General features: G+C 68.5%; 22 protein-coding genes and 2 tRNA genes. 16 read left to right on the top strand and 8 right to left on the bottom strand.

Annotated elements, in window-relative coordinates; genetic code table 11:
• Positions 1 to 19 precede the first annotated feature (19 nt).
• The gene (locus tag QRN16_RS07045) at positions 20 to 1,033 is read left to right on the top strand and encodes a 3-isopropylmalate dehydrogenase (protein WP_056446202.1); all 1,014 of its coding nucleotides are present in this window, start codon (positions 20 to 22) and stop codon (positions 1,031 to 1,033) included.
• Here the strand turns inward: QRN16_RS07045 and QRN16_RS07040 are convergent.
• Positions 1,022 to 2,227 (bottom strand): MFS transporter, encoded by a 1,206-nt coding sequence (locus QRN16_RS07040; RefSeq protein ID WP_285185285.1) that lies wholly within the window; start codon positions 2,225 to 2,227, stop codon positions 1,022 to 1,024. The genes QRN16_RS07045 and QRN16_RS07040 overlap by 12 nt on opposite strands.
• 131 nt (positions 2,228 to 2,358) lie before the next feature.
• Here QRN16_RS07040 and QRN16_RS07035 point away from each other — a divergent pair, with 131 nt between their 5' ends.
• The 6 genes from QRN16_RS07035 (at position 2,359) to QRN16_RS07010 (ending at position 6,887) form a co-directional block, all read left to right on the top strand.
• Positions 2,359 to 3,129, top strand: a complete 771-nt coding sequence (locus QRN16_RS07035; protein WP_027507010.1) for a fumarylacetoacetate hydrolase family protein — start codon at positions 2,359 to 2,361, stop codon at positions 3,127 to 3,129.
• 11 nt (positions 3,130 to 3,140) lie between these two features.
• Positions 3,141 to 4,610: a glutamate--tRNA ligase gene (gene gltX / locus QRN16_RS07030; protein WP_222631463.1), complete on the top strand. Its 1,470-nt coding sequence runs from the start codon at positions 3,141 to 3,143 to the stop codon at positions 4,608 to 4,610.
• A gap of 36 nt (positions 4,611 to 4,646) precedes the next feature.
• A complete protein-coding gene (locus QRN16_RS07025; protein WP_037187043.1) occupies positions 4,647 to 5,633 on the top strand; it encodes a YihY/virulence factor BrkB family protein in 987 nt (328 codons plus the stop codon).
• An 87-nt stretch (positions 5,634 to 5,720) separates the two neighbouring features.
• Positions 5,721 to 5,792: transfer RNA gene (locus QRN16_RS07020), tRNA-Gln, on the top strand.
• Between the two features lie 83 nt (positions 5,793 to 5,875).
• Positions 5,876 to 5,948: transfer RNA gene (locus tag QRN16_RS07015), tRNA-Glu, on the top strand.
• Between the two features lie 108 nt (positions 5,949 to 6,056).
• Complete coding sequence (locus QRN16_RS07010; RefSeq protein WP_285185280.1) at positions 6,057 to 6,887, top strand: glycosyltransferase family protein; 831 nt, start codon at positions 6,057 to 6,059, stop codon at positions 6,885 to 6,887.
• A gap of 43 nt (positions 6,888 to 6,930) precedes the next feature.
• Here the strand turns inward: QRN16_RS07010 and QRN16_RS07005 are convergent, their stop codons facing one another.
• Positions 6,931 to 7,632, bottom strand: coding sequence for an IclR family transcriptional regulator (locus QRN16_RS07005; RefSeq protein ID WP_285185278.1), 702 nt, complete (start codon positions 7,630 to 7,632; stop codon positions 6,931 to 6,933).
• Between the two features lie 61 nt (positions 7,633 to 7,693).
• On the opposite strand from QRN16_RS07005, the gene leuC reads away from it, so the two are divergent.
• The 3 genes from leuC to QRN16_RS06990 all read left to right on the top strand — a co-directional run bounded on the left by leuC (position 7,694) and on the right by QRN16_RS06990 (position 10,648).
• Complete coding sequence (gene leuC, locus QRN16_RS07000) at positions 7,694 to 9,112, top strand: 3-isopropylmalate dehydratase large subunit (RefSeq protein WP_204867952.1); 1,419 nt, start codon at positions 7,694 to 7,696, stop codon at positions 9,110 to 9,112.
• 54 nt (positions 9,113 to 9,166) lie between these two features.
• The gene (leuD, locus tag QRN16_RS06995) at positions 9,167 to 9,775 is read left to right on the top strand and encodes a 3-isopropylmalate dehydratase small subunit (RefSeq protein WP_027507004.1); all 609 of its coding nucleotides are present in this window, start codon (positions 9,167 to 9,169) and stop codon (positions 9,773 to 9,775) included.
• A gap of 162 nt (positions 9,776 to 9,937) precedes the next feature.
• Positions 9,938 to 10,648 carry an HU family DNA-binding protein gene (locus tag QRN16_RS06990; RefSeq protein WP_027507003.1) on the top strand — a complete coding sequence of 237 codons (711 nt, stop codon included), beginning with the start codon at positions 9,938 to 9,940 and terminating at the stop codon, positions 10,646 to 10,648.
• Positions 10,649 to 10,725: 77 nt separating this feature from the next.
• Here the strand turns inward: QRN16_RS06990 and QRN16_RS06985 are convergent, their stop codons facing one another.
• The 3 genes from QRN16_RS06985 to cofC all read right to left on the bottom strand — a co-directional run bounded on the left by QRN16_RS06985 (position 10,726) and on the right by cofC (position 14,685).
• Positions 10,726 to 11,661 (bottom strand): NUDIX hydrolase, encoded by a 936-nt coding sequence (locus QRN16_RS06985; RefSeq protein ID WP_056445456.1) that lies wholly within the window; start codon positions 11,659 to 11,661, stop codon positions 10,726 to 10,728.
• A 9-nt stretch (positions 11,662 to 11,670) separates the two neighbouring features.
• A complete protein-coding gene (locus QRN16_RS06980; RefSeq protein ID WP_231476464.1) occupies positions 11,671 to 13,800 on the bottom strand; it encodes an RNA degradosome polyphosphate kinase in 2,130 nt (709 codons plus the stop codon).
• Positions 13,801 to 13,986: 186 nt separating this feature from the next.
• Positions 13,987 to 14,685: a 2-phospho-L-lactate guanylyltransferase gene (cofC, locus tag QRN16_RS06975; protein WP_027507000.1), complete on the bottom strand. Its 699-nt coding sequence runs from the start codon at positions 14,683 to 14,685 to the stop codon at positions 13,987 to 13,989.
• A gap of 126 nt (positions 14,686 to 14,811) precedes the next feature.
• Here cofC and QRN16_RS06970 point away from each other — a divergent pair, with 126 nt between their 5' ends.
• Together QRN16_RS06970 and QRN16_RS06965 are read left to right on the top strand one after the other, a co-directional pair.
• Positions 14,812 to 15,810, top strand: a complete 999-nt coding sequence (locus tag QRN16_RS06970) for an NAD(P)H-dependent glycerol-3-phosphate dehydrogenase (RefSeq protein WP_027506999.1) — start codon at positions 14,812 to 14,814, stop codon at positions 15,808 to 15,810.
• Positions 15,811 to 15,863: 53 nt separating this feature from the next.
• Positions 15,864 to 16,970 (top strand): D-alanine--D-alanine ligase family protein, encoded by a 1,107-nt coding sequence (locus tag QRN16_RS06965; RefSeq protein ID WP_056446198.1) that lies wholly within the window; start codon positions 15,864 to 15,866, stop codon positions 16,968 to 16,970.
• Between the two features lie 18 nt (positions 16,971 to 16,988).
• Here QRN16_RS06965 and QRN16_RS06960 read toward each other — a convergent pair whose 3' ends face one another.
• Positions 16,989 to 17,561: a DUF3515 domain-containing protein gene (locus QRN16_RS06960; protein ID WP_056445452.1), complete on the bottom strand. Its 573-nt coding sequence runs from the start codon at positions 17,559 to 17,561 to the stop codon at positions 16,989 to 16,991.
• A gap of 132 nt (positions 17,562 to 17,693) precedes the next feature.
• Between QRN16_RS06960 and QRN16_RS06955 the strand changes: the two genes are divergently transcribed.
• Genes QRN16_RS06955 through QRN16_RS06940 form a run of 4 tightly spaced genes read left to right on the top strand, consistent with a single transcriptional unit; the run spans position 17,694 to position 20,337 of the window.
• Entirely contained in the window at positions 17,694 to 18,653 is a 960-nt protein-coding gene (locus QRN16_RS06955; protein WP_285185252.1) for a thiamine-phosphate kinase, read from the top strand.
• Complete coding sequence (locus tag QRN16_RS06950; protein WP_037187035.1) at positions 18,638 to 19,138, top strand: GNAT family N-acetyltransferase; 501 nt, start codon at positions 18,638 to 18,640, stop codon at positions 19,136 to 19,138. The genes QRN16_RS06955 and QRN16_RS06950 overlap by 16 nt, the downstream gene beginning before the upstream one ends.
• Positions 19,139 to 19,150: 12 nt before the next feature.
• Positions 19,151 to 19,672 carry a gamma carbonic anhydrase family protein gene (locus QRN16_RS06945; RefSeq protein ID WP_222637748.1) on the top strand — a complete coding sequence of 174 codons (522 nt, stop codon included), beginning with the start codon at positions 19,151 to 19,153 and terminating at the stop codon, positions 19,670 to 19,672.
• Positions 19,669 to 20,337, top strand: coding sequence for a uracil-DNA glycosylase (locus QRN16_RS06940; RefSeq protein ID WP_056445442.1), 669 nt, complete (start codon positions 19,669 to 19,671; stop codon positions 20,335 to 20,337). Before QRN16_RS06945 ends, QRN16_RS06940 begins: the two co-directional genes overlap by 4 nt.
• Before the next feature lie 8 nt (positions 20,338 to 20,345).
• Here QRN16_RS06940 and QRN16_RS06935 read toward each other — a convergent pair whose 3' ends face one another.
• Together QRN16_RS06935 and rpmB are read right to left on the bottom strand one after the other, a co-directional pair.
• Complete coding sequence (locus QRN16_RS06935; RefSeq protein ID WP_222630710.1) at positions 20,346 to 21,137, bottom strand: enoyl-CoA hydratase/isomerase family protein; 792 nt, start codon at positions 21,135 to 21,137, stop codon at positions 20,346 to 20,348.
• 115 nt (positions 21,138 to 21,252) lie between these two features.
• The gene (rpmB, locus tag QRN16_RS06930; protein ID WP_042576517.1) at positions 21,253 to 21,444 is read right to left on the bottom strand and encodes a 50S ribosomal protein L28; all 192 of its coding nucleotides are present in this window, start codon (positions 21,442 to 21,444) and stop codon (positions 21,253 to 21,255) included.
• Positions 21,445 to 21,606: the final 162 nt, after the last annotated feature.

The raw sequence follows: 21,606 nt of genomic DNA, 5'->3' as shown, positions 1-21,606 counted from the left end.
GCCGAACGAGGGGACTTCGATGAAGCTGGGTGTCGTGGCCGGAGACGGCATCGGACCGGAGGTGGTGGCCGAGGCACTCAAGGTGCTCGAGGTGGTCGCGCCCGGTGCGGAGACCACGGAGTACGACCTGGGTGCACGGCGCTATCACGCGACGGGGGAGATCCTGCCGCCGTCGGTGCTCGAGGAGCTCCGCGGCCACGACGCCATCCTGCTCGGCGCCATCGGTGATCCGTCGGTGCCCAGCGGTGTGCTCGAGCGCGGATTGTTGCTGACCGCACGATTCGCGCTGGATCACCACATCAACCTGCGCCCGTCCAAGCTGTACCCGGGTGTCGTCGGTCCGTTGGCGGGCAACAAGCCGGTCGACATCGTCGTCGTGCGGGAGGGCACCGAGGGCCCGTACACGGGCAACGGCGGCGCCATCCGCGTCGGCACTCCGCACGAGGTCGCCACCGAGGTCAGCCTCAACACGCGGTTCGGTGTGGAGCGCGTGGTCCGTGACGGCTTCGCGCGAGCGATGGGTCGTCGCAAGCACGTGACCCTGCTGCACAAGACCAACGTGCTGGGGTTCGCGGGATCGCTGTGGAAGCGGACGGTCGACGAGGTCGCTGCCGAGTTCCCCGACGTCGAGGTGGCGTACCAGCACATCGACGCGGCGACGATCCACCTGGTGACCGACCCGGGCCGCTTCGACGTGATCGTCACCGACAATCTCTTCGGCGACATCATCACCGATCTCGCGGCCGCGGTCGCCGGTGGTATCGGTCTGGCCGCGAGCGCGAACATCGATGCGACGCGCACGAATCCGAGCATGTTCGAGCCCGTGCACGGCAGTGCACCGGACATCGCCGGCAAGGGAATCGCCGATCCGACGGCCGCCATCCTGTCGGTGTCGCTCCTCCTCGCACATCTCGGCGAGACCGAGGCGGCGGCGCGCGTCGAGTCCGCCGTCGCGCAGGACCTGGCGACGCGCACCGCCGGGGACCCGGGCACGACCGCGACGATCGGCGATCGGATCGCCTCACTGGTGTAGTCGGTCTCGCGCTTCTCGCGGAATGGTCGGTACCGCGAGAAGCGCGATCGCCGCGGACACCCCGAACGCCACCGCGTACGACGTGTGCGTGATCAGGGCGCCGAACACCGGGGGAACCGCCGACGCGGCGATGAACTGACTGGTGTTCTGCGCGCCGAGTGCTCGCCCGCTCCAGAACGGACCCGCCCGCTCGGCCACGGCGGTGAATGCGAGCCCGTTGGGTGACACCGTCGCCACCGACGCGACCACGAGTATCACCGCCGATACCGCGAGGCCCGCGGCGTCCGCGATCGCCAGCGCGGCCATCACGGCCACGACGCCGACGGCGACCCACCGCATCGGTCCGAGTCTGCTGCCCACCCGGTCCGACACTGCGCCGGCGGCGATGCGTCCTCCCGCTCCGAGGATCTGCGAGACGGTGATCAGGACACCGGCGGCCTCCGGGGACCAGGCCCGTTGGTCCACGAGCCAGACGAGGGCGAACGTCCACACCACGTACTGCGGCACCACCAGCGCGACCGACGCACCGTGTATGCGCCAGAGATCGCGACGCCCGCGGTAGGGGTTCGCGAGGAGATCGGCACTCGAGGCGGCCGATCGGGAGGGCCGCGGCGGATCGAACACACCGACGAGGCAGGCGAGAGCGGAGAGGGCGGACGCGACCGCGGGAAGGAGCATCGCGGTTCCCACTCCGTGATCGCGGGCGATACCGGGAATCAGCAACGCGGACAGTGCGACTCCGAGAGGGAGTGACATCTGCCGGATGCCCATCGCCAGGCCGCGGCGGTGGGGAGGGAACCACCCCACCACCACGCGTCCGGTGGCGGAGTTCACGCTGGCGGCGGCCATGCCGCCGAGCAGCAGGAAGACGGCCAGCGCCACCGTGGATTCCGTCGCGGCGGCGCAGAAGGCGGCCATCGACGTCAGCACGGAACCAGCGATCAGGGATCGCCGTTCGCCCACGCGGTCGACGACGGCGCCCCACGCGAACAGCGTCAGGACGATGCCGGCCGTCGGCATCGCCACGACCAGACCCGCCGACGCGAGCGAGAGTCCGCGCTGATCCCGAAGTGCGGGGATGAGGAAGGCGGCGCCGTTCAGAAGCAGTGCCGTGGAGGCCGTCGCGAGCATGCCGATCACGAGCATCGCCCACCGACCCGCCGTGGACGTGGTGTAGCGCTGGACGCGACTCATACCGGCTCCGTTCTCACTATGTGGGACAACATTCTCGCCTGTTGAACTCCCGGTCGCCGATGCTACCCCGTAGGTGATCGTCGTTCGTCGCCCGCCGGTGTCCGCTCGACGCCGCTCGATAGACTTCCGCCATGCGTCTTGGTCGAGTAGCGAGTCCCGACGGTGTTGCATTCGTCGCCATCGAAGGCGACGGAGACGAGAGGACGGCGCGAGAGATCGCGGAACATCCCTTCGGCACACCCACCTTCACCGGCCGGAGCTGGTCCCTGGCCGATGTCCGCCTGCTGGCGCCCATTCTGGCCAGCAAGGTGATCTGCATCGGCAAGAACTACGCGGCGCACGCCGCGGAGATGGGCTCGGACGCACCCGAGGACCCGGTCATCTTCATCAAGCCCAACACGTCCATCGTCGGACCCGGTGCGAACATCGTGCGTCCGCCGACGTCGTCCGAGGTCCACTTCGAAGGTGAGCTCGCGGTGGTCATCGGCCGTCCGTGCAAGGACGTTCCGGCAGCACGCGCTCTCGACGTGGTGCTCGGCTACACCGTTGCGAACGACGTCACGGCCCGCGACAACCAGCGCCACGACGGTCAGTGGACCCGCGCCAAGGGTTACGACACCTTCTGCCCACTCGGCCCGTGGATCGAGACCTCGCTCGACGCCTCGGATCTCGCTCTGACCACCACGGTGGACGGCGCGGTGAAGCAGAACAGCCGTACGTCGCTCCTGCTGCACGACGTGCCGAAGATCATCGAGTGGATCTCGTCGGTGATGACGCTGCTTCCCGGTGACGTCATCCTGACCGGCACCCCGGAAGGCGTGGGGCCGATCGTGGCGGGCGAGAGCGTGTCCGTCGAGATCGAGGGCATCGGCACGCTGACCAATCCGGTGGTGGACAAGTGACCGCCGCGAGCATTCCCGCATCCGACGTCCGCGTCCGGTTCTGCCCGTCGCCCACCGGAACCCCGCACGTCGGGCTGGTGCGCACGGCGCTGTTCAACTGGGCGTTCGCCCGCCATCACGGCGGCGCATTCGTGTTCCGCATCGAGGACACCGACGCGGCACGTGATTCCGAGGAGTCGTACCAGGCGCTGCTCGACGCACTGCGGTGGCTCGGACTCGACTGGGACGAGGGTCCCGAGGTCGGTGGGCCGTACGAGCCGTACCGACAGTCGTTGCGCCGCGATCAGCACCTCGCCGTGGTGCAGCAGCTCGTCGACGCGGGGGAGGCGTACGAGAGCTTCTCCACACCGGAGGAGGTGGAGGCGCGGCATCTCGCGGCCGGCCGGGATCCGAAGTTGGGCTTCGACAATCACGACCGCACGCTGACCGACGAGCAGCGGGAGGCCTTCCGCGCCGAGGGACGCAAGCCCGTCGTCCGGTTGCGTATGCCCGATCACGATCTGTCGTGGAACGACCTCGTGCGCGGCGAGACGACGTTCCGCGCCGGCACGGTCCCCGACTTCGCGCTCACCCGCGGCAACGGTGTCCCGCTGTACACGTTGGTGAACCCCGTGGACGACGCGTTGATGAAGATCACGCACGTCCTGCGCGGTGAGGACCTGCTGTCCTCGACCCCGCGTCAGATCGCGCTGTACGAAGCCCTCGTGCGCATCGGTGTGGCAGAACGCATTCCGCAGTTCGGGCACCTCCCGTTCGTGATGGGGCAGGGCAACAAGAAGTTGTCGAAGCGCGACCCCGAGGCCGATCTCTTCCTGCACCGGGAGCGCGGGTTCGTCCCCGAAGGTCTGCTGAACTACCTGGCTCTCCTCGGGTGGGGATTCTCCGAGGACCGGGACGTGTTCTCGCTCGACGAGATGGTGGGTGCCTTCGACATCTCGACGGTCAACTCGAACCCGGCCCGCTTCGACCAGAAGAAGGCCGACGCCATCAACGCCGAACACATCCGATTGCTCGAGCCGGCCGACTTCGCCGCGCGCCTGCGGGCGTATCTCGAGACGCACGGCCATCCGATCGGGGTGTCGGACGCAGCGTTCGCCGAGGCCGCGGAACTGGTGCAGACGCGCATCGTCGTGCTGTCCGACGCCTGGGGACTGCTGAAGTTCCTGCTTGCCCCCGCCGACGAGTTCACGGTCGATCCGGCATCGGCAGCCAAGAATCTGGGCGCCGACGCGGCACCCGTTCTGGACGCGACGGTGAGCGCCGTCGAGGGCGCACCGGAGTGGACTGCGGAGGCCTTGGAGTCGGCTCTCAAGGTCGCGCTGATCGACGAGATGGAGCTGAAGCCGCGTAAGGCGTTCGCGCCGGTGCGCGTGGCGGTGACCGGTTCCCACATCAGCCCACCGCTGTACGAGTCGATGGTGCTGCTGGGCCGGGAGCTGACGCTGGCCCGGTTGCGGTCGGCCCGTGCGTCGATCGTCTGAGGTGACTAGGGGCAGTTCGGGCGAAAGGGTGTGGTGATGAGCTTCACCGATCGGATCGACAGATTTCAGCAGCGGCATCCCGCCATGGGATTCCCGTTGGCCGTGTTCTACAAGTTCTTCGACGACCAGGGCGGCTACCTGGCAGCGCTCATCGCCTACTTCGGTTTCATCTCGCTGTTCCCGTTGCTGCTGCTGTTCTCCACCGTCCTGGGCATCGTCCTGGCCGGTGATCCCGAATTGCAGCAACGCATCATCGATTCGGCCATGAGCCAGATCCCCTTGATCGGTGAACAACTCGGCCAACCGGAAGGGCTGAGCGGGGGGACCGGGGCCATCGTCATCGGTGTCCTGGGATCGCTCTACGGCGGTCTGGGCGTGGCAGTGGCCGCACAGAACGCGATGAACGTCGCCTGGTCCGTCCCGAAGAACGATCGCCCCGATCCCGTCCGGGCGCGGGTGCGCGGCTTCGGCCTGCTGCTGACCGTCGGGACGGCCGTCATCGGCGTCACGGTCCTGAACGGTTTCAACGCGGCGGGCTTCTTCGGCACGGTCGCACAGGTGCTCGTCACGATCGCGGCGATCGTGCTCAACACCGCCACGTTCGTCGTGGCGTTCCGGCTCGGGACCACGCGTGCGGTGAGCGTGCGCGACGTGCTTCCCGGAGCCGTCATCGGCGCGCTGCTGTGGCAGGCCCTGCAGTCCTTCGGTGGGCTGTACGTCCAACGCGTCGTCGGCGGTGCGGACACCACCAACGGTGTGTTCGCGATCGTCCTCGGGCTGCTCGCGTTCCTCTACATCTCCTCGCTGGTGTTGGTGCTGTGCATCGAGGTGAACGTCGTGCGGACCGACAGGTTGCACCCGCGCGCTCTGCTCACCCCGTTCACGGACAACGTCGAACTGACCGACGGTGATCGAGACGCGTACACGGCACAGGCGGAGGCGCAGCGAAGCAAGGGTTTCGAGGAGATCGAGGTCACCTTCGGCGAGCCCGACGGGTCGCAGTCGACCGACTCGGCCCGCTGACCAGCCGATTTGGTGAATGCGGGATGGTGTTTGGTAGTGTTCTCCACGGCTCGAAACGGCCCGGAGAACGCGGCCGGACCAGGCCATTGGGGTATGGTGTAATTGGCAACACAGCGGTTTCTGGTACCGCCATTCTAGGTTCGAGTCCTGGTACCCCAGCAGAGAAACACCCGATTTCGTCGGATGCTCTCGGCCGGTTATGCTCGTCCGGTTGCTCCACCTGATTCACAGATGAAGATCCTGGCCCCGTCGTCTAGCGGCCTAGGACGCCGCCCTCTCAAGGCGGTAGCGCGGGTTCGAATCCCGTCGGGGCTACAACATTCGAGGACCACCGCGATGCGGTGGTCCTCGTTTTCGTCGATGCGGTACCAGATGGTTTGGTTCGACTGGTGGGCGAGTGTCCGATTGTCGTACGTTGTTTGTGTGTCTTCACTACTGATTGCTGTTCCCGTCTACGGCCAGATCGAATACACCCATGCCTTGGTGAAGGATCTGCGGCGGGAGAACGCCACCTTCGTGATCATCGACAACCGCGGTGACTACATCCCGCTCGCCGACGAGCGCGTCGTCACGCCCGGCCGCAATCTCGGCTGGGCCGGCGGGTCGAACCTCGGGTTCCGCATCGCCTTCAGCGACGGCCACACCCATGCGATGACGCTGAACAACGACACGCGGTTGTCCCGCGGGTTCCTCGACGCGGTGACCGACCCGCAACTGCCGTCCGATGCGGGCATCGTCGTGCCGGTCTACGACGATGCCTATGGCCACCGAGACATGAAGACGACCTACTCGGGGCCCGCCGAGGACTACGTCCCGGTCGACCGGTACCGCAAGTGCTTCGCCGTGGACGGAACCGCCATGACGATCACGAAGGACACCTGGCTCGCACTCGGCGGGTACGACGAACGCAACTTCGGGTCCACGGGCTGGGGTGCGGACGTCGACTTCTGCATCCGCGCCACAGCAGAGGGATTCGGCAGCTATGTCACCGAGCGCGCGTTCATCAACCACTTCGGCCGCGCAACGGCCATCGCGATGATGGGCAACCGCAAGTATCTCGCCAAGTCTGCGGTGGGCATGGTGGGCGGTGTGCTGCGCCTGCACCGGGGCAACGTGAGGAAGTGGCTGTCCACGCCGCAGCCGACAGTGCACGAGTTCGAGCGCTCCGACGCCGTCTCGTCGAGAGGGCACGTTCCGATGACCCGGTCGGCGCAGCGTCGGAGCCAACGGTGGGGCGAGCGTTCGCACGGCTGATCCGGTACGCGAGACCGAACCCCCGGATCGGCCGGGCTCCGCCTCAGAGGCGCTTCTGCACGGCGTCCGCGGCCGCGAGAAGGTCGGCGGCCCAGCGCGCTCCGGGGCGGCGCCCCATGCGATCGATCGGGCCGGACACGGAGATCGCGGCGACCACGCGGTCGTCGCGTCCGCGGATCGGTGCGGCGACGCTGGCGACGCCGGGCTCGCGCTCGGCGGCGCTCTGCGCCCAGCCGCGCTTGCGTACCTCGGCGAGCACTCGCTCACCGAAGGCTGCGTCGGGGAGGACGCCGCGCTGTAGTGCGGGGTCGGCCCATGCCAACAGCACCTTGGCGCCGGAGCCGGCGGTGAGGGGGAGGCGGGCGCCGACGAGCACGGTGTCGCGCAGCCCGGTGGGAGGTTCCATGGAGGCCACGCACACGCGCACCGTGCCGTCGATGCGGTAGACCTGCACGCTCTCCCCGGTGATCTCGCGCAGCCGTGGCAGCACCATGGCCGCGGCGTCGAGAAGAGGGTCCTCGGCGGTGTGCGCGAGTTCGGCGAGCGCCGGCCCCGGTCGCCACAGTCCGTCGGCGTCGCGGCTCAGCATGCGGTGCGTCTCGAGTCCGATGGCGAGCCGATGCGCGGTGGCGCGGGGGAGCCCGGTGGCGGAACACAGGTCGGCGAGGCTGCACGGTTCGAGTGACGCAGCCTGCAGAACGCTCATTGCTTTGTCCAGAACGCCGATGCCGCTATGCTGTCCCATGTAGCGATACTAGCGTCTCACAACGTGAGATGGTGATCGTCGTCGGTCGAAAGGTGGAGTCATGGCAGCGAAGACCCTGGCGGAGAAGGTCTGGGATCAGCACGTCGTCGTTCGCGGCGGTGGTGAGGGTGACGCGACCAAGCCGGATCTCGTCTACATCGATCTCCACCTCGTGCACGAGGTCACCAGCCCGCAGGCGTTCGACGGACTGCGTCTGGCCGGTCGGCCAGTGCGACGGCCCGATCTGACGATCGCGACGGAGGACCACAACGTCCCGACGGTCGACATCGACCAGCCGATCGCGGATCTCGTCTCCCGGACGCAGGTGGACACCCTGCGGCGCAACTGCGAGGAGTTCGGCATCCGCCTGCACTCGATGGGCGACATCGAGCAGGGCATCGTGCACATCATCGGGCCCCAGCTCGGTCTGACGCAGCCGGGAACCACTGTCGTGTGCGGGGACAGCCACACCTCGACGCACGGCGCGTTCGGCGCCCTCGCGATGGGCATCGGCACCAGTGAGGTCGAGCACGTGCTGGCGACCCAGACACTGTCGTTGCGCCCCTTCAAGACCATGTCGGTCACGGTGGACGGCGAGCTCGGTGACGACGTCGGCAGCAAGGACCTGATCCTGGCGGTCATCGCACAGATCGGTACGGGCGGTGGGCAGGGCTACGTCATCGAGTACCGCGGCGAGGCCATCCGGAAGATGTCGATGGAAGCGCGGATGACCATCTGCAACATGTCCATCGAGGCGGGCGCGCGCGCGGGCATGATCGCCCCCGACGAGATCACGTTCGAGTACATCAAGGGTCGGCCGCACGCTCCCTCCGGTGAGCTGTGGGAGCAGGCCGTCGCCGACTGGTCCACGCTCGTCACCGACGACGGTGCCGTCTTCGACAAGGAAGTGCGGATCGACGGGTCGGCGCTGACTCCGTTCGTCACGTGGGGCACCAACCCTGGTCAGGGCGCCCCCCTCAGTGCGTCGGTACCCGATCCGGCCGAGATCCTCGACGAGGGCGAGAGTCAGTCCGCCGAGAAGGCGCTCACCTACATGGGTCTGGAGCCGGGCACGCCGTTGCGCGACATCGCGGTCGACACCGTCTTCCTGGGGTCCTGCACCAACGGTCGGATCGAGGATCTCCGTGTGGCAGCGAAGATCTTGGACGGCCGTACCGTTGCCGACGGTGTGCGGATGCTCGTCGTTCCCGGCTCGATGCGCGTGCGCGCACAGGCCGAGGACGAGGGACTGGGCGCGATCTTCACTGCCGCAGGGGCGGAATGGCGCCAGGCGGGGTGCTCGATGTGTCTCGGCATGAATCCCGATCAGCTCGCTCCGGGTGAGCGATCGGCCTCGACGTCGAACCGCAACTTCGAAGGGCGCCAGGGCAAGGGCGGCCGTACGCACCTCGTCTCGCCGGCCGTCGCCGCCGCCACCGCGGTGCGTGGACGGTTGTCGGCTCCCGCCGATCTCGGCTGAGTCGACCGAGAATCCGTCCGCCCCGTCCCTTTTACGCCCCGTCAGGAGCTCGTCATGGAATCGTTCACCACGCACACCGGAATCGGTGTCCCGCTGCGCCGCAGCAACGTCGACACCGACCAGATCATCCCCGCCGTGTACCTCAAGCGCGTGACCCGAACGGGTTTCGAGGACGGGCTCTTCGCGGGGTGGCGCACCGATCCCGGTTTCGTCCTCAACACCCCGCCGTTCGACAAGGGTTCAGTTCTCGTCGCCGGACCCGATTTCGGCACCGGGTCCTCTCGGGAGCACGCCGTGTGGGCACTCTCGGACTACGGATTCCGGGCCGTGATCGCGTCCAGATTCGCCGACATCTTCCGCGGAAACGCCGGAAAGGCGGGTCTGCTGGCCGCCGTTGTCGAGCAATCGGATGTGGAACTGCTGTGGAAATTGCTCGACGAGCGCCCCGGGACGGAACTCACCGTCGACCTCGAGACGAAGACGATCAGCGCCGGAACACTGGTGGTGCGCTTCGATATTGACGACTACACGAGGTGGCGTCTGCTGGAGGGGCTGGACGACGTCGCGCTGACGTTACGCCAGGTAGAGGCCATTTCCGAGTTCGAGAAGTCGCGTCCGGAATGGAAGCCGAAGACACTTCCGGCGCCCGATCAGGCTCGGTGATTCCGGGCCGAAAAGGTCCTTCCCGCGACACTCATTGTGGCTGCGACGATTACAGCCGAACAGACTGTTTTGGCGTGGCTCGTGGACTCGTGCGCATTTCCGGTTTACCGTGGTACTCAGTCGGTCCGACGACGGGCCAATCAGTATGCGGAGGAATCACCGATGAACAAGGCAGAACTGATCGACGCCCTGACCGAGAAGACAGGCGCGGATCGCCGGAGCGCCACGGACGCTGTCGAGAACATCGTCGACATCATCGTGCGCGCCGTGCACCGCGGCGAGTCGGTCACCATCACCGGCTTCGGTGTCTTCGAGCAGCGTCGCCGTGCGGCCCGCGTCGCTCGTAACCCGCGCACCGGCGAGACCGTCAAGGTCAAGCCGACGTCCGTTCCCGCGTTCCGTCCCGGTGCTCAGTTCAAGGCCGTCATCGCCGGTGGCCAGAAGCTGTCCGCCACGGGCCCCGCCGTGAAGCGTGGCGCCTCCGCAGCCCCCGCGAAGAAGACTGCGGCAGCGAAGAAGACGGCAGCGGCGAAGAAGACCGCGGCCAAGGCTCCCGCGAAGGCGGCGACCAAGGCTCCCGCCAAGACGGCGGCCAAGAAGACCACGGCCACCAAGGCACCGGCCAAGACAGCGGCGAAGAAGACCACCGCCACCAAGGCACCGGCCAAGACGGCGGCCAAGAAGACCACCGCCACCAAGGCACCCGCCAAGACGGCAGCCAAGAAGACCACCACGGCCGCCGCGAAGAAGACCACGGCGACGAAGGCACCGGCCAAGACTGCAGCCAAGAAGACCACCCCGGCCAAGAAGGCCGCGCCCGCGAAGAAGGCGCCCGCCAAGAAGGCGCCGGCGAAACGTACTGCACGCAAGTAACGTTCCCGTTCGGTACGAAGGAGCCCCGGACCATCGGTCCGGGGCTCCTTCGTGTTCGTGTCGGCCGTGCCGGCAGTTCAGTCGTGCCGGCTACGCGGGAGTGGCGAATCGGTGTAGTCCGCTGCCACCAGCACACCACCGACGAAGCTGAGCACCCAGACGCTGGCCTTGCGTGATCGGGTGCGGGAGAGTTCGACGCCGTCGCTCTCGGCCCACCACTCCATCAGGTTCGGAATCACCTTGCCCTGACTGCAGATCACCGGGACGCCGGACGTCGAGGCGATGATCTCGCGTGCGCGCTGACGTCCCTTGTCGGGATCCTGCGCGTACCCCTCCTCGGTCAGCGTGGGCTCCAGGGCCAGATCGACTCCGACGGACTCGGCCCACGGCGCGATGGTCTGGACGCACCGAGCACGCTCGGCGGTGAATCCGTCGGTGCCGCCGTAGGCCTGGATCAAAGGAACCAGTGCGGCCGCCTGGCGGACCCCGACGCTGTCGAGAGGCCGTTCGGCGTCGTCCCCCTTGTAGCGAGCCTTGCTCCCCGCCCGCGCATGGCGCACCAGCACAGCCGTACTCGTCGGGACCGGGTGCTGCGCGAAACGGCCGACGACGTCCCGGTCCGCCTCGTAGGTCGCGAGATCACGAGCCTCGGCGGGTGTGAGCCACCGCAGTTCGTCGACCTCGTCGTTGACGGCGAACTCGCCGTCCACGACTCGAGCGGCCCAGTAGTCCACCTGCTTGATCTTCTTCGAGCGCGGGAGCGGGTAGGTGGTGGTTCCGAGACCGTGTCCGAGAACGCACCGGAAACCGGTCTCTTCCCACACTTCTCGGACGGCGGCGACAGCGGGTACCTCGTCGGCCTCGACCTTGCCCTTCGGAAGGGACCAGTCGTCGTAGCGCGGTCGATGCACCAGCGCCACCATCGGCTCGTCGCCCTCGGGGCCCGGACGCCACAGCACCGCACCCGCGGCCTGGACCGGATCAGGCGTCTTCGATGCGCGTGAGCTGCTCATCGACCCACCTCACGATCCGGTGTAGCGACGCTGGCGCATGAGGGACACCTGGTGATCCCGCACCGTCTCGCCGCTCGCGGGGGACGCCGTCCAGGCGCCGTCGGACTGCAGTACCCAGCAGCGGGTCGTGACGTCCATGGCCGAGTCGAGCATCGAGTTCAGCTGACCGGACAGCTTCGGGTCCTTCACCTGAGCCATGACCTCCACGCGTCGATCGAGGTTGCGGTGCATCATGTCCGCGCTGCCGATCCAGAACTCGTCGATCGCCTCGAAGTGCAACACACGCGAGTGTTCGAGGAACCGTCCGAGAATCGACCGCACCTGAATGTTCTCGCTGAGACCGGGTACGCCCGGCTTGAGAGCGCAGATACCGCGCACGACCACCTCGACCTGGACGCCCTCGGTGGACGCCCAGTACAGCGCGTCGATCACCTGCTCGTCGACGAGTGCGTTGGCCTTCAGGCGGATTCGGGCTTTCGCGCCGTCCTTGTGCGCCCGCACCTCGGCCTCGATGCGCTCGACGATTCCCGCCCGCACACCGAACGGCGCGACGAGGAGGTTCCGGTACTGCTCCTTGCGCGAGTAACCGGTGAGCGAGTTGAACAGGTCGGTGAGGTCGGCGCCGATCTCGTCGGCGGCCGTGATGAGACCCACGTCCTCGTAGAGTCGGGCGGTCTTGGGGTTGTAGTTGCCGGTGCCGATGTGGCAGTACCGGCGAATGGTGTCGCCTTCGCGGCGGACGACGAGGCACGTCTTGCAGTGAGTTTTCAGGCCGACCAACCCGTAGACCACGTGCACGCCGGCCTGCTCCAGTTTGCGTGCCCAGGCGATGTTGGCCTGTTCGTCGAAGCGCGCCTTGATCTCCACGAGAGTCACGACCTGCTTGCCGGCCTCTGCCGCGGCGATCAGCGCGTTGACGATGGGGGAGTCGCCCGACGTCCGATAGAGGGTCTGCTTGATGGCGAGCACGTGCGGATCGGCTGCCGCCTGCTCGATGAAGCGCTGCACGCTGGTGGAGAACGAGTCGTACGGGTGATGCAGCAGCACGTCCCCGTCGCGCAGCGTGGAGAAGATCGACTTGGGCGTCTCGCGCTCTCCGAAGGCGGGGTGCGTCGCCGGCACGAACGGTGCGTCCTTCAGGACGGGCTTGTCGACGCCGTAGAGCTGCATGAGGCACGACAGATCGAGGAGTCCCGGCACCTGGATGACGTCCCCGGGATCGACGTCCAACTCGCGCAGCAACAGGCTGAGCATGTGGTCGGTCATGTCGTCCGCGACCTCGAGGCGCACGGGCGATCCGAAACGGCGGCGCGCGAGTTCGCGCTCGAGGGCCTGAAGGAGGTCCTCGTCCCGATCCTCCTCCACCTCGAAATCGGCGTTGCGCGTGATGCGGAAGGCGTGGTGCTCGACGATCTGGAGTCCCGGGAACAGAACGTCGAGATGCGCCGCGATGAGCTCCTCCATGGGAAGGAACGCGGGCACGGCGCCGACGTCGCCTCGGTGCAACTGCACGAACCGATCGACGTTGTCCGGGACCTTCACCCTGGCGAAGTGCTCGCCGCCCGTGGTCGAGTCCTTCACCGTCACAGCGAGATTGAGGCTCAGTCCGGAGATGTACGGGAACGGGTGGGCGGGATCCACGGCCAGCGGGGTGAGGACGGGGAACACCTGCTCGGTGAAATACCGTGTCAGACGGGTCCGCTCGTCGGAGGTGACCTCCGACCACCGGATGACCGAGATTCCCTCGTTCGCCAGCTCCGGCAGGATGCGGTCGATGAAGGTGCGGGCGTGACGGTCGGCGATCTCCTGGGTGCGCCGGGCGATCAACGCCAGCTGTTCGCGGGGGGAGAGTCCGTCGGCGGAGCGGACGGACAGCCCGGTCTCGTCGCGGCGCTTGAGGCCGGCCACCCGCACCATGTAGAACTCGTCGAGGTTGCTGGCGAAGATGGCGAGGAACTTCGCCCGCTCGAGCAGCGGCAGCGACGAGTCCTCCGCGAGTGCCAGCACCCGTGAGTTGAAGTCGAGCCAGCTCAACTCGCGGTTGAGATAGCGGTCCTCCGGGAGCAGGTCCACCGGCACCGCGGTGTCCGATGTCGCGGCCGGCGGTGCCGTGGGTGCGGAGGGTGCGCGGCTGGCCAGCGGCGCGCTCCACTCACCGTCGACGGCGTCACCGGGTGCTGCGGAACTCGTGGGTGCCCCGGAACGGGAAGGGGCGTCGGTCGTGCTTTCGGTCGCCTCGTTGGTCACGCGTCGATCATCCCTCACGCGGGCCGTGCGCGAGTAGTCGACCGCGTGCGAATTCGCGACGGGCCTCGCCCGGCCGTGTCAGCGCGCGGCGGTCCAGCCGAGCTCGGCGAGCAGCGCGGCGGTGTGCGGCCCCACCCCCAGGTCGAGGGCGGCGCGGACGTCGTCCGCCGTGTCCACGTCCAGACGCAGACCCGGCCAGGTGCCGCGGAGGGGGAACGCCCCGGAATCGACGTGGCGCGAGGCCGAGTCCGGACCGAACCGTGGTTCGAGGCGCCGGGGGCGACCCCGCACGATCAGGGCCGACGTTCCGGTTCCGGTGTGATCGATCACCACCGAGCGGGTGTCCGGGGGAGCGGCGGCGTAGGCCGCGACCAGTTCCGCGGTGCGCAGGGCGGGGAGGTCGGCCTGCAGGGCGATCACGTCGCCGCCGTGGGCGTCACTGATCGCGTCGTCCGCTGCGGACAGGGCGCGGTTGAGTCGCTCCACGGTGGTGGCGGCACCCGACTCGGGTTCGGACACCGTGTGTCCGCCGAGGGCGACGGCGACGCTCGCGACGCGAGAGTCCGGCGTGACGACCGACCATCCGGTGACGACGTCCGCCGCTGCGGCGGCCGACGCGGTGTCGCGCAACATCGCCAGCACGAGTTCGGCGCGTTCGTCGCCGGGGAAGGTCGTGGACAGTCGGCTCTTCGCGTCGACGAGGTTCTTCACCGCGAGCACGAGATGGACACCGCGCCGTGGGGCGGTGTCGGTCGGAGGTCGACTGGGCGTGCTCATGACCGTCGATCCTGCCAGCAGTCATTACCGCCGACTTCGTTCGGCAGGCCTCCGACATCGCTACTGTGAGCCGCCAGGGCTGCCGAGCGGGCGACGGCCTCGTGTCGATCGAGGAAAGGCTGGGTCATGGTCAAGGCAGCGGTGCTCGGTTCCGGTTCGTGGGGAACCGCGTTCGCGAAGGTGCTCGCCGACGCGGGCACCGACGTGACCATGTGGGCGCGTCGAGAGGAACTCGCGACGTCCATCCAGGAGAACCACCGGAACGACGACTACCTTCCGGGAGTCGCACTGCCGTCGGCCATTCGAGCGACTCACGACGCCGCGGAGGCGTTGGACGGGGCCTGCACGGTCGTCCTCGCGGTGCCCTCGCAGGCCTTGCGCGCCAACCTGGCGGAATGGGCACCGCTGATGGGGTCGGACGTCACCCTGCTCTCGCTCGCCAAGGGCATCGAGACGGGGACCCTCATGCGCATGTCGCAGGTGATCTGTCAGGTCACCGGTGCGGACCCGAGTCGCGTCGGCACGTTGTCGGGACCGAACCTCGCCAAGGAGATCGCCGCCGAGCAACCCACCGCGACGGTCATCGCGTGCCCGGACTCCAATCGCGCGATCGCGCTCCAGTCGGCGTGTGCCACCAGCTACTTCCGCCCGTACACGAACTCCGACGTCATCGGGTGCGAGATCGGCGGTGCGTGCAAGAACGTCATCGCCCTCGCGTGCGGCATGGCGGCGGGTATCGGTTTCGGGGAGAACTCGGTCGCCAGCATCATCACCCGCGGTCTCGCCGAGGTGACCCGTCTCGGTGTCGCGCTCGGCGCCAACCCGTCGACGCTCGCGGGTCTCGCCGGGGTGGGTGACCTCGTCGCCACGTGCTCGTCCCCGCTCTCGCGTAATCGCACGTTCGGCGAGCGGCTGGGGTCGGGTGGCTCGCTGGAGAGTGCGCAGGAAGCGGCGCACGGTCAGGTGGCCGAGGGTGTGAAGTCGTGCACATCCATCCGAGCTCTCGCGGAGGCCTACGACGTGGAGATGCCGCTCACCGACGCGGTCCACCGGGTCTGCCACGAGGGCCTCTCCGTTCCGGACGCCGTCCACAGCCTCCTGGGGCGTCGTCACAAGCCGGAGTGAACCGCGGCGGTGCGCGTCACGCCTCGTCCGGGGTTCGCCGGTACGGTGCTCACGTGACCGATCCCATCAAGGTCGCCGTGATCTACGGCGGTCGAAGCAACGAACACTCCGTCTCCTGCGTCTCGGCAGGAAGCGTCATGCGTCACCTCGACTCCGACCGCTTCGACGTGATCCCCATCGGGATCACGCGCGCCGGAACGTGGGTCGAGGGCACCGCCGACCCGACGGAGTTGCAGATCCGGGATCGGGTTCTCCCGTCGGTCGCCGGTGCGGGCGTCCCGCTCGCTCTCGGAGTCGATCCCGAGAACCCCGGTCGCATCACGCGCTCCGTCGACGGGACTGCCGAGGACATCGGTGCGGTCGACGTCGTCTTCCCGGTGCTGCACGGTGCCTACGGCGAGGACGGCACGGTCCAGGGGCTGTTCGAGGTCGCCGGCGTCCCTTACGTGGGACCGGGAGTCCTCGCGAGCGCCGCGGCGATGGACAAGGAGTTCACCAAGAAGCTGCTCGCGGCCGAGGGCCTTCCCGTCGGCCGCCAGGTCGTCCTGCGCCGCGATCGCGAGACCCTGACCTCCGACGAGCGCGACGTCATCGGTCTTCCCGCGTTCGTGAAGCCGGCCCGCGGCGGATCGTCGATCGGGATCACGCGCATCGTCGACTGGGACGAGTTGGACGACGCGGTGGCGGTTGCGCGAGAACATGATCCGAAGGTCGTGATCGAGGCCGCCATCGTCGGCCGCGAGGTGGAGTGCGGTGTCCTGGAGATGCCGGACGGCTCCGTCCGCGCCAGCGTCGTCGCCGAGATCCGCATGGACGAGGCCTCGGCGTCGGCCGGTGGTGCGACGTTCTACGACTTCGACAGCAAGTACCTCGACGACGTGGTCGAGTTCGACATCCCGGCCCTGCTGGACGACGACGTCTCGACGGTGCTGCGGGAGATCGCGGTCCGTGCCTTCGCCGCGCTGGATCTGCAAGGTCTCGCGCGCGTCGACTTCTTCGTGACCGACGACGGTCCGGTGATCAACGAGATCAACACGATGCCCGGCTTCACGGCCATCTCGATGTACCCGCGGATGTGGGAGGCGACGGGCGTCGGCTACTCGGAGCTCGTCGGCACTCTCGTCGACACCGCGCTCGCACGGGGGACCGGACTGCGGTGAGAAGTCGGCCCTGCCGGATCAGTTGATCGGAGCGGGGTCCAACGGCGTCTGCGGAAGGGCTCCCGACACCGCGGCAGACAGGGCCTGGATCGGTGTGGGGCCCGTGCCGTCGGGGATGGTGGCCGCGGCGTACACGCCCCGGTCGACGACGAACCAGGTGCTCGCGGCGAGGCCCTGATCCGCGCCCGACACTCGGAACCACTGCACGCCGTCGACGACGTCGAGAGCGGCGGCCTGATCGAATTCCGCCGGACGCTCGAGCCCACACCGCAGCACGATGGGGTCGGTGACGTCCTCGGACTGCCAGGCGGCCGCACCCACGGGCGCGGGGTCGGCCAGCTCGGCGCGGGTGAACGAGTCGAACGTCTCGGGCAGTGCGCCGAGCAACGTCGCGCACTCGGTGCTCTCGGCGAGCGGCGAGGGGACCGCGCCGAGAGCGACGGGCTCGCGGACGGGAGTTCTGTTCGCCATGACCGCCGCGACGATGATGCCGACGACGAGCGCGACGGGCAGGGCGATCGCGGTGGCGATCAGAGCGGGGTGCAGACCCGTGGCCGACTCGTCCGTCGCGGTCGGTTCGTCCTGCGTCATCGTGCTCCCTCGTGTCGAACGGTCTCGGCGGAAACGTTACCCGCGCCCTGACGGGGGCCCGGATGCGTGACGACGACGAGGCCCCGTGGGATGCTGCACGACGGTGATCCACGACGGTGATGGAGGAGTTCTGTGTCACAGGCGGACGATCTCGCGACCGTGACGGTGGGGGACCTCGGTGAGTTCGCACTCATCGGCCGCGCGACGGCCGGCCGTGTCCACCCCCCATCGGTCGCGATCGGGCCGGGGGACGACGCGGCGGTGATCGCCGCCCCCGATTCCCGCGTCGTCGTCACGACCGACATGCTGGTGGAGGGTCGACACTTCCGCCTGGACTGGTCGAGTCACCACGACGTCGGCCGAAAGGCCATCGCGCAGAACGCCGCGGACATCGCCGCGATGGGCGCGCGGTGCACGGGATTCCTCGTCTCGATGTCGTGCCCGTCGACCACCGCGGTGTCGGACGTGGACGCGCTCACCGCGGGTCTGTGGGCGGAGGCGACGCGAGTCGGCGCGTCGATCGTCGGCGGGGACGTCACGGGAGGGGACCGGCTGGTGTTGTCGATCACCGCGCTGGGTGACCTCGAGGGGCGACCCCCGGTGCTGCGGTCCGGTGCGCGGCCGGGGGACGTGCTCGCACTGTCCGGACCCACCGGCCGGTCCGCTGCCGGGTGGGCACTGTACGAGGCGGGCTCGACCACCCACCCGGATCTGCTGGCGGCACATCGCGTCCCGACGCCCGATCCCGCCGACGGTCCGGCCGCGGCGCGCGCGGGAGCGTCGTCGATGTGCGACGTGTCCGACGGCGTGATCGGCGACGCGGGACATCTGGCGGCGATGTCCGCTGTGCGGCTCGACATCTCGTCGGCCGACATGGAGATCCCCGAGGACGTGGTGCACGCCGGCACCGAACTCGGCGTCGACCCGCTGCACTGGGCTCTCGGCGGCGGGGAGGACCACGTGCTGCTCGCGAGCTTCGCCTCCGACGACGTGCCTACCGGCTGGCGCCGGATCGGATCCGTGAGTGCGGGAACAGGAGTCACGGTGGACGGTGTGCGATGGGAAGGACCTGCGGCATGGACGAGCTTCTGACGGTCACGACCACTCGGCTCGACGACCCGGACGTGGTCGCGATGATCGACGAGGTCCAGCAGGAGTACGTGCGCCGCTACGGCGGCCCCGACGAGACGCCGCTCGACGTCCGAGAGTTCCTGCCGCCGCACGGCGTGATGCTGCGGGCCGACCTGGACGGCGCCGTCGTCGGTATGGGCGGCTGGCGGACCCACGAGCACGGAGGACCCGAGGCGGAGGGCCTGCGCACCGGCGACGCGGAGATCAAGCGCATGTACGTCCGCACCGAGGCGCGAGGCGCGGGCGTCGCGCGTGCCCTGCTGCGGACGATCGAGGACACCGCCCGCGACGCTGGCCGGCTACGACTGGTCCTCGAGACCGGATTGCGTCAACCCGAGGCCATCGGCCTCTACACCTCGAGTGGGTATCGACCGCTCGTACCGAAGTTCGGCCTCTACCGGCACGAGGAGCAGTCGGTGTGCATGGTGAAGGATCTGACCGGATGACATGCTGGAGCCATGACCGTCTACGCACTCGGTGACCGTGAACCCGACATCCACCCCACCGCCTATGTGCATCCCGATGCCGTCGTCATCGGTGCGGTGACACTCGCTGCGGGAGTGTCGGTGTGGCCCGGGGCGGTGCTGCGCGGCGACTACGGGACCATCACCGTGGGGCAGGACACGAACATTCAGGACGGCACCGTCGTGCACTGCACGCCGATCCACCCGACCGTGATCGGCGCCGGGTGCGTCGTCGGGCACAACGCGCACGTCGAGGGGGCGACCATCGGAGACGCGTGCCTCATCGCGTCGGGCAGTGTCGTCCTCAACGGCGCGTCCATCGGATCCGGCGCGATCGTCGGCGCCGGCGCCGTGGTCCCCTTCGACGCCGTCGTGCCCGAACGCCGTATGGCACTGGGGGTTCCGGCCAAGGTTCGCGAGAGCCACGAGGTGGCGGAGGGGCACGTGGACGTCAACGTCGCGATGTACAAGGCCAATGCGGAGTACTACCGGGGCGCGCTGCGCGTGCTGTCGTGACGGCGCCCGTCGCGGATCCGGGGTGGGCGTCCGCGCTCGGTCCGGTGGCCGACGACATCGCCCGGATGGGCGACTTCCTGCGCGCCGAGAACGCCGCCGGGCGAGGCTACCTGCCCGCCGGGGAGGACGTGCTGCGCGCCTTCAGCCGCCCGTTCGAGGAGGTGCGTGTGCTGGTGCTGGGACAGGATCCCTATCCGACGCCGGGACATGCTGTGGGACTGAGCTTCTCGGTCGCGCCCGACGTGCGGCCGGTCCCGCGCAGCCTCGCGAACATCTTCACCGAGTACAGCGCCGATCTCGGCCTGCCGACACCCAGTACCGGTGATCTGTCTCCGTGGGCCGATCGTGGTGTGCTCCTGCTGAACCGTGTTCTGACCGTGGAACCGGGCAAGGCGGCGTCGCACCGGCGCAAGGGCTGGGAAGCGGTGACGGCGCAGGCGATCACCGCTCTGGTGAACCGACCCGGCCGCCCCCTGGTCGCGGTCCTCTGGGGACGCGACGCCGCGACGGCCACGCCGCTGCTCGGGTCCACGCCCACGGTCGAGTCCGTCCATCCCTCACCGCTGTCCGCGTCGCGGGGGTTCTTCGGGTCACGGCCGTTCAGCACCGTGAACGACCATCTCGCGACGCTGGGCGAGGAACCCGTCGACTGGCGTCTGGACTGAGGCGGCCGTCAGTGGCCGAAGGACGGCCGGCGCTTCTCCACGAAGGCGTCGACACCCTCGATACCGTCCGCGGTGGACGCCTGGTGAGAGATCGAGTCGGTCTCGGCGTCGAGCTGATCGGACAGCGTCGCGGAGTCCGAGGCGAGCAGTAACCGCTTGGTCGCACGGGACACCTCGGTGGGCCCGGCCGCGAGAGAGCGCGCCACCCGCTCGGCCTCCGATGCGATGACGTCGTCACCGACCAACCGTGTCAGCAGACCCAGGCGGTAGGCCTCGTCCGAGCCGAGAACGCCGTCGGTGAGCAGGATGTCGCGCGCGCGGCGGGTGCCGATGATGCGGGGGAGAGCCCACGTCAGACCGCCGTCCGGAGTGAAGCCGAGCGCCGGATACGCGGGACGGAGCCGGGTGGATCGACCGCCGATCGCGATGTCGGCGTGACACACGAGCGACATGCCCGCGCCCGCTGCCCAGCCCGGTACTCCCGCCACGACGGGGACCGACACCGAGGTGAGCGCGCGGACGAAATCGTGGAACGTGTCGGCGAGCTGCCGGACGAACGCGCTTCTGTCGGGCGCCCCGTGGAAGGCGCGCACGTCGCCACCGGCGCAGAAGTTGGATTCGGCGCCGACGAGCAGCACGGCCCCCACGGACTCGTCGAGATCGGACAGCGACGCAGCGCCTGCGGCCATCGCCTCGCCGTTCAGCACGTTGCCGCCGCGGGGCGTCGCCACCCGTACGTACAGGACACCGTCCTCGACGGTGACGGGGGACGTGGCCGGGGGGTCGACTGATTCGGTCATCGTTCGAACTTAGACCAGGACCGCTCGGCTCCGGAAACGACAGAGTCGCCGGAGATGACAGAGGCCCCGATACCGAGGTATCGGGGCCTTGCCGTGAAAATGTCGTGCGGGAACGTCAGCCCCGGACCACCTTGCCGGCCTTGAGGCACGAGGTGCACACATTGAGCCGACGAGAGTTACCCGGCGCGACCTGCGCGCGGACGGTCTGGATGTTGGGGTTCCAGCGACGGTTGGTACGGCGGTGCGAGTGCGAAACCGACTTACCGAAGCCGGGTCCCTTGGCGCATACGTCGCAGACGGCAGCCATAGTCGCGAACTCCTTGGTTTTCGAGGTGAGACCGGGACACGATTCGAACCGTGGCCGGTGTGGGGCAAGATCTTCGTACAACTGCGCCCGATACCTCCGGGCATGCCGGACGCGTCAGACGCAACCGTGCAAGACTAGCCGCTCGGGTGCCCCGAGTCCAAA

Source organism: Rhodococcus sp. MEB041, assembly GCF_030208955.1.
Classification (GTDB): Bacteria; Actinomycetota; Actinomycetes; order Mycobacteriales; family Mycobacteriaceae; genus Rhodococcoides.
This window is presented reverse-complemented; position numbering and strand designations above follow the sequence as displayed.

Coding starts and splice junctions, on each gene's coding strand:
- leuC (WP_204867952.1), top strand. CDS start 7,694: ATGGCAGCGAAGACCCTGGCGGAGAAGGTCTGGGATCAGCACGTCGTC.
- QRN16_RS06970 (WP_027506999.1), top strand. CDS start 14,812: ATGGTCAAGGCAGCGGTGCTCGGTTCCGGTTCGTGGGGAACCGCGTTC.
- QRN16_RS07005 (WP_285185278.1), bottom strand. CDS start 7,632: ATGGGACAGCATAGCGGCATCGGCGTTCTGGACAAAGCAATGAGCGTT.
- QRN16_RS06945 (WP_222637748.1), top strand. CDS start 19,151: ATGACCGTCTACGCACTCGGTGACCGTGAACCCGACATCCACCCCACC.
- rpmB (WP_042576517.1), bottom strand. CDS start 21,444: ATGGCTGCCGTCTGCGACGTATGCGCCAAGGGACCCGGCTTCGGTAAG.
- QRN16_RS06950 (WP_037187035.1), top strand. CDS start 18,638: ATGGACGAGCTTCTGACGGTCACGACCACTCGGCTCGACGACCCGGAC.
- QRN16_RS06985 (WP_056445456.1), bottom strand. CDS start 11,661: ATGAGCAGCTCACGCGCATCGAAGACGCCTGATCCGGTCCAGGCCGCG.
- QRN16_RS06960 (WP_056445452.1), bottom strand. CDS start 17,561: ATGACGCAGGACGAACCGACCGCGACGGACGAGTCGGCCACGGGTCTG.
- QRN16_RS07040 (WP_285185285.1), bottom strand. CDS start 2,227: ATGAGTCGCGTCCAGCGCTACACCACGTCCACGGCGGGTCGGTGGGCG.
- QRN16_RS07025 (WP_037187043.1), top strand. CDS start 4,647: ATGAGCTTCACCGATCGGATCGACAGATTTCAGCAGCGGCATCCCGCC.
- QRN16_RS07035 (WP_027507010.1), top strand. CDS start 2,359: ATGCGTCTTGGTCGAGTAGCGAGTCCCGACGGTGTTGCATTCGTCGCC.
- QRN16_RS06935 (WP_222630710.1), bottom strand. CDS start 21,137: ATGACCGAATCAGTCGACCCCCCGGCCACGTCCCCCGTCACCGTCGAG.
- leuD (WP_027507004.1), top strand. CDS start 9,167: ATGGAATCGTTCACCACGCACACCGGAATCGGTGTCCCGCTGCGCCGC.
- QRN16_RS07045 (WP_056446202.1), top strand. CDS start 20: ATGAAGCTGGGTGTCGTGGCCGGAGACGGCATCGGACCGGAGGTGGTG.
- QRN16_RS06990 (WP_027507003.1), top strand. CDS start 9,938: ATGAACAAGGCAGAACTGATCGACGCCCTGACCGAGAAGACAGGCGCG.
- cofC (WP_027507000.1), bottom strand. CDS start 14,685: ATGAGCACGCCCAGTCGACCTCCGACCGACACCGCCCCACGGCGCGGT.